This window comes from Treponema denticola, assembly GCF_024181605.1.
GTDB lineage: Bacteria > Spirochaetota > Spirochaetia > Treponematales > Treponemataceae > Treponema_B > Treponema_B denticola_B.
Genome location: NZ_CP054477.1, coordinates 2,293,846 through 2,309,785, shown reverse-complemented (window position 1 = coordinate 2,309,785; position 15,940 = coordinate 2,293,846). Strand labels below are relative to the sequence as shown.

The 15,940-nt window shown below is 34.2% G+C and carries 14 protein-coding genes and 1 pseudogene; 10 read left to right on the top strand and 5 right to left on the bottom strand.

Annotation, left to right across the window (positions count from 1 at the left end; genetic code table 11):
- Window positions 1-4: 4 nt before the first annotated feature.
- From E4N80_RS10905 to tgt, 5 genes are all read right to left on the bottom strand, one after another.
- Entirely contained in the window at window positions 5-1,708 is a 1,704-nt protein-coding gene (locus tag E4N80_RS10905) for a RecQ family ATP-dependent DNA helicase (RefSeq protein WP_253699229.1), read from the bottom strand.
- A gap of 103 nt (window positions 1,709-1,811) precedes the next feature.
- On the bottom strand, window positions 1,812-3,062 hold the full coding sequence (locus E4N80_RS10900; protein WP_253699228.1) for an ATP-binding protein: 1,251 nt from the start codon (window positions 3,060-3,062) through the stop codon (window positions 1,812-1,814).
- A 112-nt stretch (window positions 3,063-3,174) separates the two neighbouring features.
- Window positions 3,175-3,984, bottom strand: a complete 810-nt coding sequence (recO, locus tag E4N80_RS10895; RefSeq protein WP_253699227.1) for a DNA repair protein RecO — start codon at window positions 3,982-3,984, stop codon at window positions 3,175-3,177.
- A 2-nt stretch (window positions 3,985-3,986) separates the two neighbouring features.
- Window positions 3,987-5,456 carry a HEAT repeat domain-containing protein gene (locus E4N80_RS10890; RefSeq protein ID WP_253699226.1) on the bottom strand — a complete coding sequence of 490 codons (1,470 nt, stop codon included), beginning with the start codon at window positions 5,454-5,456 and terminating at the stop codon, window positions 3,987-3,989.
- Between the two features lie 67 nt (window positions 5,457-5,523).
- Entirely contained in the window at window positions 5,524-6,663 is a 1,140-nt protein-coding gene (tgt, locus tag E4N80_RS10885; RefSeq protein ID WP_002692428.1) for a tRNA guanosine(34) transglycosylase Tgt, read from the bottom strand.
- 230 nt (window positions 6,664-6,893) lie between these two features.
- Here tgt and E4N80_RS12935 point away from each other — a divergent pair, with 230 nt between their 5' ends.
- From E4N80_RS12935 to E4N80_RS10850, 10 genes and pseudogenes are all read left to right on the top strand, one after another.
- Window positions 6,894-7,016, top strand: coding sequence for a hypothetical protein (locus E4N80_RS12935; protein ID WP_301338664.1), 123 nt, complete (start codon window positions 6,894-6,896; stop codon window positions 7,014-7,016).
- A gap of 413 nt (window positions 7,017-7,429) precedes the next feature.
- Window positions 7,430-7,711 carry a type II toxin-antitoxin system RelE/ParE family toxin gene (locus E4N80_RS10880; RefSeq protein WP_253682922.1) on the top strand — a complete coding sequence of 94 codons (282 nt, stop codon included), beginning with the start codon at window positions 7,430-7,432 and terminating at the stop codon, window positions 7,709-7,711.
- A 9-nt stretch (window positions 7,712-7,720) separates the two neighbouring features.
- Complete coding sequence (locus tag E4N80_RS10875; protein ID WP_253682921.1) at window positions 7,721-8,017, top strand: HigA family addiction module antitoxin; 297 nt, start codon at window positions 7,721-7,723, stop codon at window positions 8,015-8,017.
- A gap of 162 nt (window positions 8,018-8,179) precedes the next feature.
- A complete protein-coding gene (locus tag E4N80_RS10870; protein ID WP_253699225.1) occupies window positions 8,180-8,392 on the top strand; it encodes a DUF6364 family protein in 213 nt (70 codons plus the stop codon).
- 38 nt (window positions 8,393-8,430) lie between these two features.
- On the top strand, window positions 8,431-8,769 hold the full coding sequence (locus tag E4N80_RS10865) for a hypothetical protein (RefSeq protein WP_253699224.1): 339 nt from the start codon (window positions 8,431-8,433) through the stop codon (window positions 8,767-8,769).
- Window positions 8,770-8,850: 81 nt separating this feature from the next.
- Window positions 8,851-8,934, top strand: a pseudogene (locus E4N80_RS12990) (helix-turn-helix domain-containing protein); the annotation flags it as partial.
- 261 nt (window positions 8,935-9,195) lie between these two features.
- Entirely contained in the window at window positions 9,196-9,324 is a 129-nt protein-coding gene (locus tag E4N80_RS12930; RefSeq protein ID WP_264306798.1) for a hypothetical protein, read from the top strand.
- Window positions 9,325-9,500: 176 nt separating this feature from the next.
- Window positions 9,501-11,276, top strand: coding sequence for an ABC transporter ATP-binding protein (locus E4N80_RS10860; protein ID WP_253699223.1), 1,776 nt, complete (start codon window positions 9,501-9,503; stop codon window positions 11,274-11,276).
- Window positions 11,273-13,021 carry an ATP-binding cassette domain-containing protein gene (locus E4N80_RS10855; RefSeq protein ID WP_253699222.1) on the top strand — a complete coding sequence of 583 codons (1,749 nt, stop codon included), beginning with the start codon at window positions 11,273-11,275 and terminating at the stop codon, window positions 13,019-13,021. The genes E4N80_RS10860 and E4N80_RS10855 overlap by 4 nt, the downstream gene beginning before the upstream one ends.
- Window positions 13,022-13,040: 19 nt before the next feature.
- A complete protein-coding gene (locus E4N80_RS10850; RefSeq protein ID WP_253696361.1) occupies window positions 13,041-15,737 on the top strand; it encodes a class III lanthionine synthetase LanKC N-terminal domain-containing protein in 2,697 nt (898 codons plus the stop codon).
- Window positions 15,738-15,940: the final 203 nt, after the last annotated feature.

Here is a 15,940-nt window from a genome sequence, read left to right as displayed (position 1 = left end):
TTAACTAAACACTGAGCTTATCCTTCCAAAGAGGGGTTTTCAATTTTTTGATAAGCCCCTCTTCGAGAAGCTCTGCACTTAAACGCTTTACATCCCCGGCTTCCCAAAATGTTTTCTTTGAAGAAAAAAAATCGATTGCTTCATTTTGAGTAAAAATTCTTTTATTTGCTTTTATAAGCTTTATAAAAAGCTTTTCGTCCTCGGGATATTGAACCGCCGTTTTATTACAAATATCGCAGCCCGAACAGGCGATTACTTCTTCATCAGGATTGGAAGCTTCTGCCCTTGTTTCACCGAGGGCCTTTAATAGAACCGCCCTGCGGCACTTTCCGCTTTCGGCAAAGTCTTTAAGAACTCCTGCCCTAAGACGCTGTTTTTCGGGCAAAAGCTCTATCCTCTTTTTATCGGAAGGCGACCATAGCAGAACTGCTTCGGCAATGCTCCCGTCACGCCCGCCCCTTCCTGCTTCTTGAATATAGGCTTCGGCAGTAGGAGAAGGATCCATGTGAATTACAGTTTTAACATCCTTCTTATCAACACCCATCCCCCATGCACATGTACATATCAGTATACCGCTTTTATGTTCATGGAACCATTTTTCTGTTTCGGCTTTTTCTTCTCTTTCGAGGCCTGCATGATAAAATCTTATATTTTCATCATTTAAACGAAGGCGCAAAAATGAGGCCGTCTGTTCCGTTCCCTTTCGGCTGGAACAAAAAATAACCATAGGTCTTTTTCTTTTTTGCACCTCTTCCAGAAGGGCAGGATTTTTTACCCTGCAATGCTTTACAAAATAAATTATATTTGTTCTGTCCGATTCGCCTCGAACCAAATGAGCCCTGCCCTCAAAAAGAATTTCGGCTATACGCTGTAAAACCGGAGGACTCGCCGTTGCCGTAAAAGCTGAAACGGCGAATGGATGAAGCTTTTTGATTATGTTTGTAAGCTCAAGATAGGCAGGTCTAAAACTGTCTCCCCATTCGGTAACGCAGTGTGCTTCGTCTATTGCCAAGTGAACCACATTGCATGCTGCAATCCTATCTATAAGAGTTCCGCCTGAAAGAACTTCGGGGTTTGCAATTATGAGCTTTGCAGGAGGCTTGCCGTCGCTCCCTTCCATGCGTGCAAGCTGGGCTTCTCTTTCTTCTTTAGTTTGCCCGCCCTTAAAGATAACAGGCTCAAGTCCTCCCTCCGCCATTCGCCTAAACTGATCGCTCATAAGGGCTAGGAGGGGATAGATGATTACTGTAGGCCCGTCCAGCAGGAGGGCCGGAACTTGAAAGCACAAAGATTTTCCGGCTCCTGTGGGAAGGAGAATAATTTGCCTGCCCCGCATAATTCCATCCTCATCGTAAAGGGACGTTATTTTTTCTTCTTCGGTGTTTAAGGTAATTTTTTGCAGAAATTTTGTTTTTGCATCTTTGTCCGAATCTTCCCCGTCTTTATTTTTAAGTTCGGTTTGTTCGGCTTCAATGCGGGCATCCACTGCATGAACCGCATCTAGAATGTTGGCTATCGCCAGCCTCTGCCAAGGATAGAGCGACGGAATACCGAAAACGTTTTTTGCACAAACTGCAACGGCATCTTCGGTTTTTTCCAAACTGTATTCGGGATTATCGGTCTCGCAGACAAAGGGACAATAAAGATCATCCGGCGTATCCTCCCATCGGTACAACTCATCGTTTTCTTTTAAATTTTGATTTTTCATTTTCACCTCTCAATATTATTGTACGAGATAGATGAAATAAATAGTAATTTTTTAAAAAGAAATCTAAGAAAAACCTCAAAAAACTGAAGTTTTTCAAGGTTCCCTATACATGATATTTTATGCCTCTGCCGCTTCCCTCTTTTTGAACATAGTTTTTTTCAAGTAAAGAACCGATAAGTCTTACAACCTTATTCTTTCCAAAGCCGCTTTTTAAAACCAGTTCACTGCTGGATAATCGTATTCCTTTTGACAAAATTTCCAGAATAATCATTTCATCCGAATTTACTTCTTTTTTTCGGTCGACAACGGGAAGAGTTACACAAATATTGTTTTCTGAAATATCAAAAATCGGTTTTACATCATATTCTTCATAGCAGTCCATGATACGCTTGATACCTGTTCCAAACATTTCTATTAGGTGTAATCTAAAAAAAACATTGGCTATAATCGGGTTCCGCAATCTGGAGATATAGCCCTTCAAATATTCTTCCTTGCTGATACCTGAGGGTAATCCGCCGGGGGAATAGATTTCTATTCTATCGGGGTACATAGCAATACGAATATGTGCCGGAATATCCCAAACCCTATGAACGATTGCATTAGCAAGAGTTTCTCGGAAAGCTTCTATAGGTATGCGTTCAATTAGATTCCGCTCCATTCCTTCAATTTTTTCATATTGATAATATTTTTCAAAAAAGAAAATTGCCTGATTATATTCTTCTAAGATTGATTTATTTGTCAAAATATCCCTATCTAAAATTTCGCTGATTGAGGCTCCGAACCGAACCATATCAATACCGGAGAAGTTATTTTTATCTGCAAATAATGCAGCAGCATGATTAAACTCTCCTTTTTTCGTATAAAAGCCGAGAGTCTTTAGGACATCGGTACTTAAGCTTTCCAGTTTTAATTTTTGTTGAATAATCCGAAAAAAGGACTCAAAGGTCAAATCTTGTGCAGGGGACGGCAGCTCCTCAAAGGACATGTTGTCTCCCATCAAAATCAGCCGTTTTAATTCAATTTGATCTACTTCTACGGTAGTCGTATCGCTTCGCCTGTATGCTTTTCCCTTATATAAATAGGGTTTAAATGCTCCGTCTTTTACTTCTAATGTGATTACACCGGTGCTGCGGTTAATGGAAAAAGAAAAATCAGGCTTTGGGTGAATACTGTCATTGATTTTATTTTCAATATCCAAACACATCTTATAAGGATTTTGAATTCCTTTTATAGAACCGTCGTCTTTAATTCCAAACAATATTTTTCCGGTACCGAAGTTGGCAAAAGCCGAAACCGTTTTTAAAAAGCCGGAACTAAGGTCTTCTTTAAATTCCGTAAATCTATTTTCTTTCATAGTAAAACTCCTGATTTGTTTATTGTATTAGTATACCACATAACAAACGTAAATGCAACGCATTTTTTTGCGTTTTATTTGCGTTTGCAAAATGAGTTTAAAATTGCCTGAATTACAACAAAAAATCACAGGATTCGAGGGTTTTAAAATTTGAACCTGCAGCGAGCCTTATAAGATAGAATAAAAAATCTTTTAACTCAGCGTAGGTTTGATCCGAGAGGTTTAATTCTCTTGAAATTTTAGGGATAAGATTTTGAACTGCAAAGAGGTATAAAAGGCTTTCGCCTGAAAGGGGAAAGGCCGGTTCGTGTTTATCAAGACAGGAACTGCAAACGCAAGAATCTTCATGCGGAACGAAAAAAAAGTTTTTTTCGGTGTAAGAAAAGGCTGAAACACTTTTATTAAGGCAATCCGTTTCCGGCATTTTACTTGAAACCCTTATTCCGCAGCGGCAGCAATGTTCCATATCCGGGGCAAGACCCGATAAGGAGATTACCCTCCACAAAAAACGGAGCAGGGCTTTTCTACATTCGCTTTCGGAAGAAACGGCAATTCCCGTTAAAAAGGAATTTATGATTTGCCAATCGATGTTTCCTTTAAGCTTTACGGCTAATTCGGCTGCAAAGGCGGCACACCAAATACGGGTCAGGTTATCGCTGAGGCCTATGCGGTAGTCGCTTACCTTAAAGTCGCTTATCTTGTTTGAATTTTTTATGGGGTTGGAATAAATCCAAACTTCTCCCGTGTGGTAAGGAATGACCATGCTTCGCAGTTTGCTTTTAGGCCCGCCGAATACGGCTGCATCTACCAGCTTGCAGGAGTGTTCCGTATCTGGTAAGAGGAGAAGGGCGTTTCTGTGCCCCTCCCCGAATGTCTTCAATGAAAGAACAAGGGCTTCGGAAGACCAAGAGCGGTTTGCCATTTTTATTTAGTGCCTGTTTGATTGTTTTGAGAGCTATTTGTATTACCGGATTGTAAGAGGCCTTTAGCTCGTCGGCTTAAAGCTCCGTTTTTTTCGTCTTCGGCAATTAAGGAAACAAGGGACACCAGCTCGGGATATCTATTCCGTTTAAACATATCAAGCCCTATACTCTTAAAAATCGGATCCTTATGATTTAGATAGGCCTCGGCTATGGGGGCTGTTCCTCTGTTTTCAACTTTTGAAATAACCTTGCCCAGCTCTGCGGAAAATTTATTTTGCTTCTTGTCTGAAATAGCTTTTAATGCAGCCTTCTTTACATCATCAAAAATTACATTAAAATTATTCTTTAAAAGGCTTTCGGCAATTTTTAAGCGGATTGATAAGCCTGTCATTTCTTCATTAAAAGAATCTATGAGCCATTCGTTTGCTTCCGCATTGTTAAAATGGGAGAGGGCTTCTATGGCGGCCAGTTTTACAACATTTTCAGGATCTTTTTTTGCACGGTATAAAATAAACGGAACGGCATCTTCTGCTTTTTCTTCTTTTGCGGACTGAACGGCTTGCAGTCTTACTTTATAATAAGAATCCTTAAAGGCTTGGGTCAAGATGCTTTTGGCTTTTTCGTCCTTAAAGCTTGCAATGCCCTTTATCGCAGCTGTTCTTAAAACCGGATCCTTATCTTCAAAAAGTTCCGACAAAATCGGAACAGCATCTTCGTTGCCTATTTTTCCAAGAGCTGAAGCAGCACTGCCTCTTATGATGGAATTTTCATCGGAGTCTTCAGCGACTCTAATTAAAAAATCACTGATTTCGGGGGTGTGCAAATCTTCCAAGGCAAACATTATGTTTTGTTTTATTATTAGTGATTTTTTTTCGTCATCGGAACTTTCAGAATCAAAAAGCTCTGTAAGAAAAACTGCATCCTCCGGTTTTCCTATCTTTCCTATTGCAGAAATACAAAGGTCCCTGTATTCGTCTTGTTCATCTTTTAAGATTTGCCTTAAAAAATCTATGCCTTCATATATCTCAAGTTCCCGTATGTAGGAAATCGCCGAACGGACGGTTTCTTGGGGGGCGTCATCTTTATTTTCCAAGAGCATGAGGGCATCGGTCTTTAAGCAATCGTTCTTTTTTTCGGCAAAGTAAGCAAATAAGGCTTCTCTGATTGCAGGAATCTTGGTCTCGGCAAATACTTTCTGCAAATCGGCATCAAAGCGGTCATCTTCATCGGCTTTTAGTTTTTTTATAAGTTCCAAGATATCGTCGCCAATGCCGTAAAGAATCGTATCTCTTTTTTCTTCAAATTCCGAAACTTCTTTTTTCTTTTTTTCATCAGCTTGAGTTGCCTGATTTTCTGAAGGAGGCTGGGCGGTTTCTTTGGCTCCAAGTAGAACTGCTAAGCTTAAAATAAATAGGAGGCTTAGCACGCCGGGTTTTAAAAAAAAGTTTAATTCTTTTTTTAGGGTTTTCATAAATTATCCTCCGTGATACAAGTTTTTGCCTTACAAAACACTACCGATTTTAAGGCTTACAAAATACTTATTCTAAACGGTTTTCATATTTCTTTAAAAAATTTTTATAATAATCGTTAAAAGAATCGTTTTGAATGGCCTCTCTTATGTCTTGTACCATACTATATAAAAAAGCCAAGTTATGATAAGTTGCAAGCATTGAGTATAAAATTTCTTTTGTTCTAAATAAATGCCGCAAATAGGCCCTTGTATATTGTCGGCAAACCTTGCACTTGCATTGAGAATCGATCGGGTTAAAGTCGAACTCGTATTCTTTCCGCTTAATTGAAATGGCTCCTTCATGGGTAAAAAGGTTTCCATTCCGGGCATTTCGGGAAGGCAGTACACAATCAAAAATATCGACTCCGTTTTTTACGGCTTCGAGGATGTAGTCGGGGGTTCCTATTCCCATTACATAGAGAGGTTTATTTTTTGGGATATGCTTTGCAGTAAAACTCAAATATTCTTGGTAGAGGTCTTTAGGTTCTCCTATGGAAAGGCCGCCTATGGCAATTCCCCTAGGTTCATGCTTTAAGATAGCTTCAAGGCTTTGAAGTCTTAGGTCTTCAAAGAACCCGCCTTGCACGATAGGAAAGAGGGCTCCGTCATATTCATCGGGGGTATTATGCCAAGCTGCAAAGGCTCTGTCGAGCCAGTTCATAGTTATTTTAAGGTCGGCAAGGGTTTGGGTTTTGCTTATCCCAAAAGAAGAGCAGATGTCCAGCTGCATTTGAATGTCGCTGTTAAAGCCCGTCTGCAATTCTACCGCAATTTCAGGGCTTAAAAATTGACGGCTTCCGTCTATGTGGCTTTGAAATTTTACACCCTCTTCGGTAATTTTTCTTAATTGTGAAAGCGAAAAAACTTGAAAGCCCCCTGAATCGGTTAAAAAGTTTTTTTTCCAGCCTGAAAAGCCGTGTAAGCCCCCTGCCGCTTTTATAACTTCAATTCCCGGCCGTAAAAAAAGATGGTATGTATTGGCCAAAATAATTTCAAAACCTATTTCGTCTAAGTCATCCTTTGTCATCGCCTTTACGGTAGCCGCTGTTCCAACAGGCATAAAGGCCGGAGTAAGCACCTTTCCATGAGGCAGCTCCAAAACTCCCGTCCTTGCAGGTGAAGCCGCATCTTGATGTAAAAGTGTAAAAATTTCTTTTTTTTCTTTCATTAAATCTTCAATCCTTTAACCGCTTGAAAGTTTATCACAAAGACGGGAAAAAATCAATTAAAGGGGAACGTTGCCGGCAGGGACAGCTGAGGTTCGGTATTTAACCGCAACGAGGTTTGTCCGTATATCGGTTGCGAACCTATGTTAGGTTGACCTGCCTAAAGGCAGGCAGGTTCGGAACCGACCTATAACATTTATCGATCTAAAAATAAATTTATAGGAGGTGTTTTATGTCTGATATTGATATTACAAATAAAGTTATCTTAGACATCGATTTTGATACTCCATTCGGAAGCGGTCATATCCATTATGATGATAACGATAAAGAGAAAGATGACGATGATAATGAATAGATGAGTCTATTTATCACTGTATGATTATACTATATGTAGGGTGTAATCATACAGTCTTTGTCGCTTGTTTCTATAGCTTGAGCTATTTTTGAGTGGTTGTTTGAAATATTATAGTGATGTTCAACTGAAAATAAGTCTAGAACTGAAATAGATTAATTGGAAAATAATATGTGATGCTATTGGAATAATCGACTTGACATGTAAATACGAATTCTTAAAAATATATATAAAAAAGAAAAATATTTCACAGATTAACAGATTAATAAAAAATATTTAAGAAAACAAGTCTAGCCTATTTTCTTAAATAGAATTGAACTTTCAGGAAAAAAAGTTAGTGGTAGTATGTGGCTTTATGTCGATTTCAACACTATTATCTGCTTGACATATACATGTGAAAGGTATATAATGTGATTATGATAAAGAGTTTTGCGGATAAAGATACTGAACTTATCTATGATCAGAAGTTTTCTAAACGGCTTCCTACTACAATACAGAAAGCCGCCTTGCGTAAACTGATGATGCTGGATAACGCAAAGTGTCTGGAAGATTTACGAGTGCCGCCTAGCAATCACCTGGAACTTCTTGTTGGAAACAGAAAAGGTCAGCATTCAATCCGTATAAATAATCAGTGGCGTGTCTGTTTTACTGAAAAAAATGGGCATTATTATGATGTAGAAATTGTGGATTACCACTAGGAGCGAACCATGTCTAATTATATTGAAACACCTACAATGGGAGAAATCCTTAGTGAAGAATTTTTCATTCCTCTTAGTCTTTCAGCCTATAAAGTTGCAAGAGAAATAAATGTTCCAACTTCCCGTATTCAGGATATTCTTCATAACCGCAGGAGAATTACCATAGATACATCTTTGCGTCTTGCAAAATTTTTCGGAGTGTCCGATGGATATTTTATGTCATTACAGAATGACATAGATATTCGGAATGCTAAATTGGAACTTGCTCCCCAGCTTGAAGAAATAAAGACTTATGTGTATGCATAAAAATACCTAACACCCGCTTCAACCTGACATTGCCTTTGCGGCAATGCAGCTTATCCGCCGCCCGTTAGACTTACTATCGCACAGAAGTAAAAATAATAATGTTATCACTAAATCACTATATCATTTGCAGATTTTATGATATAATATCAGAGAGGTGACTAAATGAAAACTGAATTGATTTTAAAAATAGATAAAAATATTGCTGAATCGATGAGACATTATGCGGTCAAAAATAAAAAAAGTATGTCAAAATTTGTTGAAGATCTTTTTAATAATTCAATGGGTATAAATCAAAGGATAGAAGAAATATCTCCGCTGGTCAAAGAATTGAGCGGCATTATAAAAGAGCAGGATTTAGAAAATATAAGTTATTAGGTATACAAAAATCAAAAGAAGCATTACGGAAACTGAGGTTGCTTGTTAAAGTAATACCGGTAGAAGAAAAAGAAGTAGATTTAGCTTTGAATTCAAAGTTCTCAGATTTCGAAGATGCTTTACAATATTATACGGCAATGAGGTATGGAATAAAAATATTATTAACACGAAATATAAAAGATTATAAAGAAAGGGAAATAATAGTACAAACACCTAAAGAATTTATAAGCGATAATAAAAAATTAAAGCCTAACACCCGTTTCAACCTGACATTGCGAACAGCTGGGACTCGGTATTTAACCGCAGGGGGCGCAAAGAACGCAGAGGATTTTTTGGGAGCGCAAAATGTCGGATTGGTTTTGTATACCTGCCTTTAGATAGGTTAACATAACTATATTTATAATTATATCATGCTATTTTTAATTGTATCAATACTATATTTAGTTAAAATATTATGAATAAGTGTGTTTTTAAGAGAACAACAAAACCTTGTTATCAAAAGGCTTCGCAAGGAAAAAGAAAAGGCCGGTTTGTCCCAGTTGTCAGCTTGCAGCACTTGTTATACCACTGGCAGTATAGCTGCTTTTCTTTCGGTTACGATTTTATTTTACCGGAAAAACATAAAATTTCAAGATAGCAATTTTTTAAATATTTAAAAATACATGTCGGACAAATATTTTTGTATTAGACTTATTATCAATTATCTGTTCAAAAGTTGAAAATATATAAATGCAAAAAAGATTTGACATTCATTTAGGAATATAGTATAATTTAAAGACATTTATATTTAAGGAGGCACTTTTATGGATAAGCTATTGGATTTACAAAAGCTGGATGCAAAAAATGATGATTCAGTTATTTTTGCTATCAGTTGGGGCTCATGCAACCATCATAGTTGCAACAGTGGCCTGGATCCTGACGGAGACAAGTAATGTATGTTTTATAGCTATACAGAATTTAATATTTTGTATAGCTATTTCTTTGATTTCTGAAAAGAAAAACGAAAAGTTTTTATAATAGTGTTCAATTTTCAGATGAATTGATTGGTCTTATTTTTATTAAAAATAAGCGTTTTTTTAATAATGAGGTGTTTATCTAAATAAACGGTATGAAACATGTATCTTATTTTTCTCATTTCAAAAAACTGTACGGCTATGTATCCAGTGCAGGTAAAATTTTGCCGATAACGATAATATTATTGAGAATCGCTTTAGGTCTTATTCCTTTTGCATATATAAGTGTATATTCAAAATTTATTGATGGCATTGCCGGAAAAAATACTAATCTGATATCTATCATTCCTGTGTTTATTGTTGTTGCGCTGCTTAGTTATTTCAGTCAAAATTTTTTAAATAATTTTATTTCCCGGTTGTTGCTGAATTTGCAAATTAAACTTCGTTCTGTAAATATAGAAAAGATTTCACGATTAAAGTATGAACATATCGAAAATTCCGCTACGAACGATTTAATAAAAGAGGTCAAGGCCGGTGTGCCTAGTATACTTGTTTCCGGTTTTAGTTCTTATCTTGTTTTCTTAAAATTGCTTTTAAAAATACTTTCAGTAGCCGCTTATCTTATGATGTTTTCCCCGATGATGGCTTTAGTCATGTTCATATTACTTATACCGGTTGTAATGGTATCGTTAAAAACAGGAAAAGACGATTATGAGGCTTTTGCTCAATTTCAAAAAATAAGCCGCCGTATGGATGACTATGAAAAAATTCTTACCGATAAGGAATATGCTGAAGAAAGAACGCTTTTTAATTATATACGGTATTTTGCACAAAGATGGATTACATCATACAATGAGGCGACGGATATTTTCTTGTCAGTAAAAAGGAAAAGTTATGCAGGAACCAAACTTACTTCGGGACTCATTACCGTTTCATTTTTAGGTATGATGTTTTTTATGTTGCTCAATGTTATCAAGGGAGCATTATCGATAGGTTCTTTTTCCGCAGTTTCAAATGAACTTTTAATAATGAGTTCTGCTATTTCATGGAACTTAACGCAATCAATTCATGAAATAGCCAAGACAAATGTTTTCCTTAAAACGATTTTCGGTTTTGAAAATTTATCTGAAGAAATTAAAGAAACCGATTTTGAATTGAAGAATAGTGAAAAAAAAATATACACCGATTTTCCTGAAAATATTGATATAGAATTTAAGAATGTTTCTTTTACGTATCCTGAAACGGAAAAAGAGATTCTTAAAAATGTAAGCTTTAAACTTGAACAAGGAAAATCGTATGCATTGGTAGGAGAAAACGGAGCGGGAAAGACAACAATAACGAAATTGCTTTTAGGCCTTTATAAAAATTATTCCGGTGAAATTCTAATTAACGGTGTAAATATAAAAGACATACAAGATTTTAATAAGCTGTTTTCGGTTGCGTTTCAAGATTTTGCAAAATATGAAATAACTTTACGAGAGAATATTATTTTTGATAAAGCTTCGGTTTTTGATGAAGAAATTTTAAAACAAATGCACGAGCTATTTTTTGATATAGCCAAGTTTGAAAAAGGATTGGACACGGATTTGGGTTACTTGAGTGAAAATAATATAAATATGTCTATTGGTGAGTGGCAAAAAATTGCTTTATTGCGAAGTTTATTTGCTATGGGTAATTATTATATTTTAGATGAGCCAACAGCGTCTCTTGATCCTGATGCAGAGTCAAAAGTTTATAATAACTTCTTGAAATTTATTTCGGGAAAATCTTCTATAATAATTACACATAGACTTGGAGCGGCAAAACTTGCAGATGAAATATTAGTATTGTCTGATGGTACTATTGTTGAAAAGGGTAGTCATGATGAACTTGAAAGAGCGGATGGTTTATATAAAGAAATGTATGAAGCTCAAAAAGGATGGTATGTATGAAAAAATCTTTTATAAAAATTTTATTTTATGAAATTGCAAGAATGATTAAAGCTAAAAAAGCTTTGTTTTTATTTTGCGTTACTTTGTGTGTTTTTGATGCCTTATTAGCTTTTGGATATATATTTTTTATTGGAAAACTTACAGAAAGTTTAACTCTGTTAAATTCATCAGCAGTAAAAAATACCGTTTTGTATGCTTTTGGATTTTTTTCTTTAATTATTTTGTTGCGAGAATTTTCAAATGCAATTTTAAATTATTATTTTGATAAGCAAAGAATGCTTGTTACAGGAAAACTAAAAACTGACTTTTTTAATAAAGTTGCTTCGTTTGATGTACTTGAATTTGAAAAGCCGGATTTTCTTGATTCCTTAGATAAAGCAAAAAACGGTTTAGATGGTTCAATTGACGGTCTTATTAATCTTGAACTTATTATTGCACAAAGTGTTGTTTATGTTCTTCTGGTAGCATTTTATATGGCTTCGATAAATCCGCTTCTTTTAATTGTTGTTTTAGGAGCTTTTATCCCAACCATGTTTACTTATGTTTTTAAAAATAAATATAAAAGTGAAAGCGAAGATAAGTCGGCAATGTACAGAAGGCAAATGAATAAGTATGGATCGTGTATCACCGATAAAGTTTTTTTTAAGGAAAGTAGACATCTGGCACTTTTTAATTTTTTTATTGGAAAATTTAATTCGTCGGCAAAATTATTTAAAAAGTATAAAACGAAGGAAATAAAAAAATTAACTTGGATTGGGATTATAACTAATGCATCTCAATTTTTAGGCTTCATAAGTATTTTTGTTGTTGTTTATTGTTTGTCAAAGGCAGGTTCAATAAAAGCGGGGACTATTGTTGCGATTATTGCAAGTGTTAATTTATTGTTTTCGCATTTTAAGGAATTGTTTAATTATCATATTGCCGGTCTTGCAGATTCTTACACGGGAATGAAATTTTTTCATGCCGTTATGACTAAAGAAACTTCTAATAAAAATAAAACCGGGGAAATGGAAATTAAAAAAATACGCCTTACTGATGTTTCTTTTTCATATCCTAATAGCGAGAAAAAAGCCCTTAAATCGGTGAACCTTGAAATAAATGCAGGTGAAGCTATTTGTATCGTAGGAAAAAACGGCAGTGGAAAGTCAACGCTTTCAAAAATATTGCTGGGACTGTATCAACCCGCTTCAGGTGAGATTATAATAAATGAATCAAAAAACGCATCTGAAGAAGCTCATTTGCTGTTGCAAAAAAACAGCTCCGCAGTTTTTCAAAATTTTAATCGCTATAATCTGAGCTTGGAAGAAAATATTAATGTGGCAGATGTAACTAAATCGGTAAAGAAAATTTCGCAAGCGGTAGAGCAACTTTCAGACACCTTACCTGATAAACAAAATACAATGCTTTCAAGAGAATTTGGCGGAGTTGACTTGTCTATGGGACAATGGCAAAAACTTGCTATTGAAAGAGGCCTTTTCAAAAATGCAAGTATCATTATTTTTGATGAGCCGACTTCGGCAATAGATCCGCTGCTTGAAATGGATTTACTTAACAGCATGCTTGATAATAAAACTCATAGTATAAAAATTATTATAAGCCACAGAATCGGGATTGCAACTAGAGCCGATAAAATCCTTTTAATGGATAATGGCGAAATTATTGAAAGCGGCAAGCATGATGACTTAATGCTTAAAGATACAGAGTATGGCAAGTTATTCAAAACTCAGCAGCAATGGTATAAATGAGAGATAAGTAGGATTTGAGATGAGAGATTTAGCAGAAATTAATCATTTAAATTATATTTGGAAAAATAAATTATATTATGACATAAAAGCTTATCATAAACTGAATAAAAATGATTATTATTATTCAGTTCTTAGTGAGATAGTATACACTAAACATCATTCTTCTATGGGGAAATTTCCATGGACATATATTGACTTTGGTGAAGAGCAAAATATATCAGGTTGGAAAATTCATATATCTGCAACTTTAGATAATCATATAGAGGTACTTAAAAAAGTATCAAAATTTGCTTTTGAAAATGAAATATCATTTAAATTTGCTTCTAATTTAAATAATTATGTGCATATTAATTCAAAAAATATAAATAGGGTTAGTAGTGGTAAGTATATTGTTATGTATCCAAAACAAAAAGACTTTGATGATATTATTGAAAAACTTTATGTTATGTTAAAAGAATATGATGGACCATATATATTGTCAGATAAATGCTATAAAGATTCTAAAATCTTATTTTATCGGTATGGTGAGATAAATCCTATTACCTTTCGAGATAATTATGGGACTCTAGCAACTAAAATCATTGATAACAAAAATGATTTAGTGACAGATGAGCGACTACCCTATTATAAAGTACCTGATTGGATTAGTGATAAAAAATATGATGCTATTTCTAATAATGAAGATTCTATTTTGTTAAAAAAATATCTTATAAAATCATGCCTGCATTTTTCTGCACAAGGAGGAGTATATAAAGGAGAAAGAAATGGTTTTGTTTATATAATAAAAGAAGCTAGAAAAAACAGCGGGCTGGATAATAGTTATATTTCGGCTGTTCAACGGACATCATCTGAATACGAAATTCTTTTGGAATTAAAAAATCAGAAATGTACGCCGAATCCAATTGAAAAAATAGAAGAATTTGGAAATGTCTATCTTGTACAAGAATATGTTAAAGGGGTAACATTAAGGTCTTATCCACATTCAAAATCACCATATTTCAATCCAATAAAAAATGAAAAGCAAATGCAGGTTAATTTAATTAATTATTACAATGAGGTTTTAGAAATAGCGGCCATTTTATTTGAGAATCTTGATAAAATTCATTCTATTGGTATAGTATTAAGAGATATCTCTCCTGGTAATATTATATTTGATGCCGATTCTCGAGAATTACGATTTATAGATTTAGAAACTGCATGTAAAATAGATTCTAATACTGAAACTGATTATTTTGTTGGTTTGTTTACGCCTGGGTTTAATTATTCAAGAAATGATCATAGTATTTATGAAATTGAATTGTATAAAGTTGCTTTAGTTCTTATGTATTGTATAGCTCCTTATAACTCATTATATGAGTTATGTGAAGAAAAAATTTTAGAGTTTTTAAGTATTTGTTATGATAAAACTGATGTGCCTGTTGAGTTGTTAAATTTAATATATAAATTAATAAAATTTAAATATAAAAATACAAAAGATGTTTTAAAAGATTTAAAATGCAAAAATAAAATTGAAAATAAAATTTTTACTAATAAAATAAAAAAATCAATTAATTATGATTTATTATGTAAGTCAATACTTAATAATATTCAATTGTTTACAGATGGTAAAAGTCCATTAGCATCAGATCCGCAATCTATAAATACAAATGAATACAGCTTTGGCTATGGCATGTTTGGTATGGTTTATTCTATAAGCTATTATGAAAAACTGTTGAAATGTGAAGGTTCAGGACAGTATAATTTTATTGTTACAAAATTTATGGCTGATTTTTATAAGAGGCCTACTTTATTTTCCAATGGATTATATATTGGGTTGTCAGGTATTGCGTATGTATTGCTAAAGCTCGGATTTAGGAAAGAAGCCAAAATTGTTTTGGAAAGGGTAAATTTGGAAAGACCACATAATATTTATGATTTTGCTTATGGTCTTTCGGGTAACCTTATTGTTAATTTAATTTTTTATAAAGAAAGTGATGATATTTTGTATTTGAAATTTGCTGAAGAATATGCTAAAAAAATTATTACTTCTGCTATAAAAAAAGATGGTATGCTTGTCTGGAAAGATTCAGAAGGCGATTGTTATTCTGGTTTTACAAGAGGTTGTTCAGGTATCGCTTACTCTTTATTATTGTTATATTTGCAAACAAAAGATAAAGAAACACTTTCATTAGCTGTTTCAGCTTTAGAAAGTGATTTGAGTCGTTTATTAGTTAATGAAAATGGTTTCTTATCTATAAATAGCAAACCTATAGGGGTAAAACCACCGGTGTATTCTCCATATATTCATAATGGAATTGCAGGGATAGGATGTGTTTTGATTAGATTTTATAAAATCACTAAATTGCCAAAGTATTTGAATTTAATTACTGAAATGATAGAAGCTTGCAGAGCTACTTTTATTTTATATCCTGGATATTTGAGAGGTTGTACTGGCATAATTTCATTTTTGCAAGATTGTAAACTGATTCTTGGTATGAAAAACTTAGATTCACATATTAATTATTTATTGGACTTATTGAATTTCCACTATGTTGAAATAGACAATCTGACCGGGTTTCCTGGTGATGAACTTTATAAAATTTCAAATGATTTGTTTACAGGTTCTTCAGGTATACTATTACAGTCTTTTCGTGAATGTGCAAAGTTACAAAATAATCCTTTTATACCTGGCGATGAATTGTTGTTTTGTGATGGGAGTTTGAACACCAATACTTAAAAAATGATTTTTATTTTACGAAACTTAACGCCATTTTGTAAAATATTTTTAAATTTAACACTACTGCTCAACAATTCTTTTTATTAGCTTGAAAGACTAAAACAGGCTTTTATTTTCCATACCTTTTAAAAACTAAAAATCATTTTTTTATTTTAAACAAAACACAAGAATTACACAAAAGTGGAGACCGCTATAAAACACAA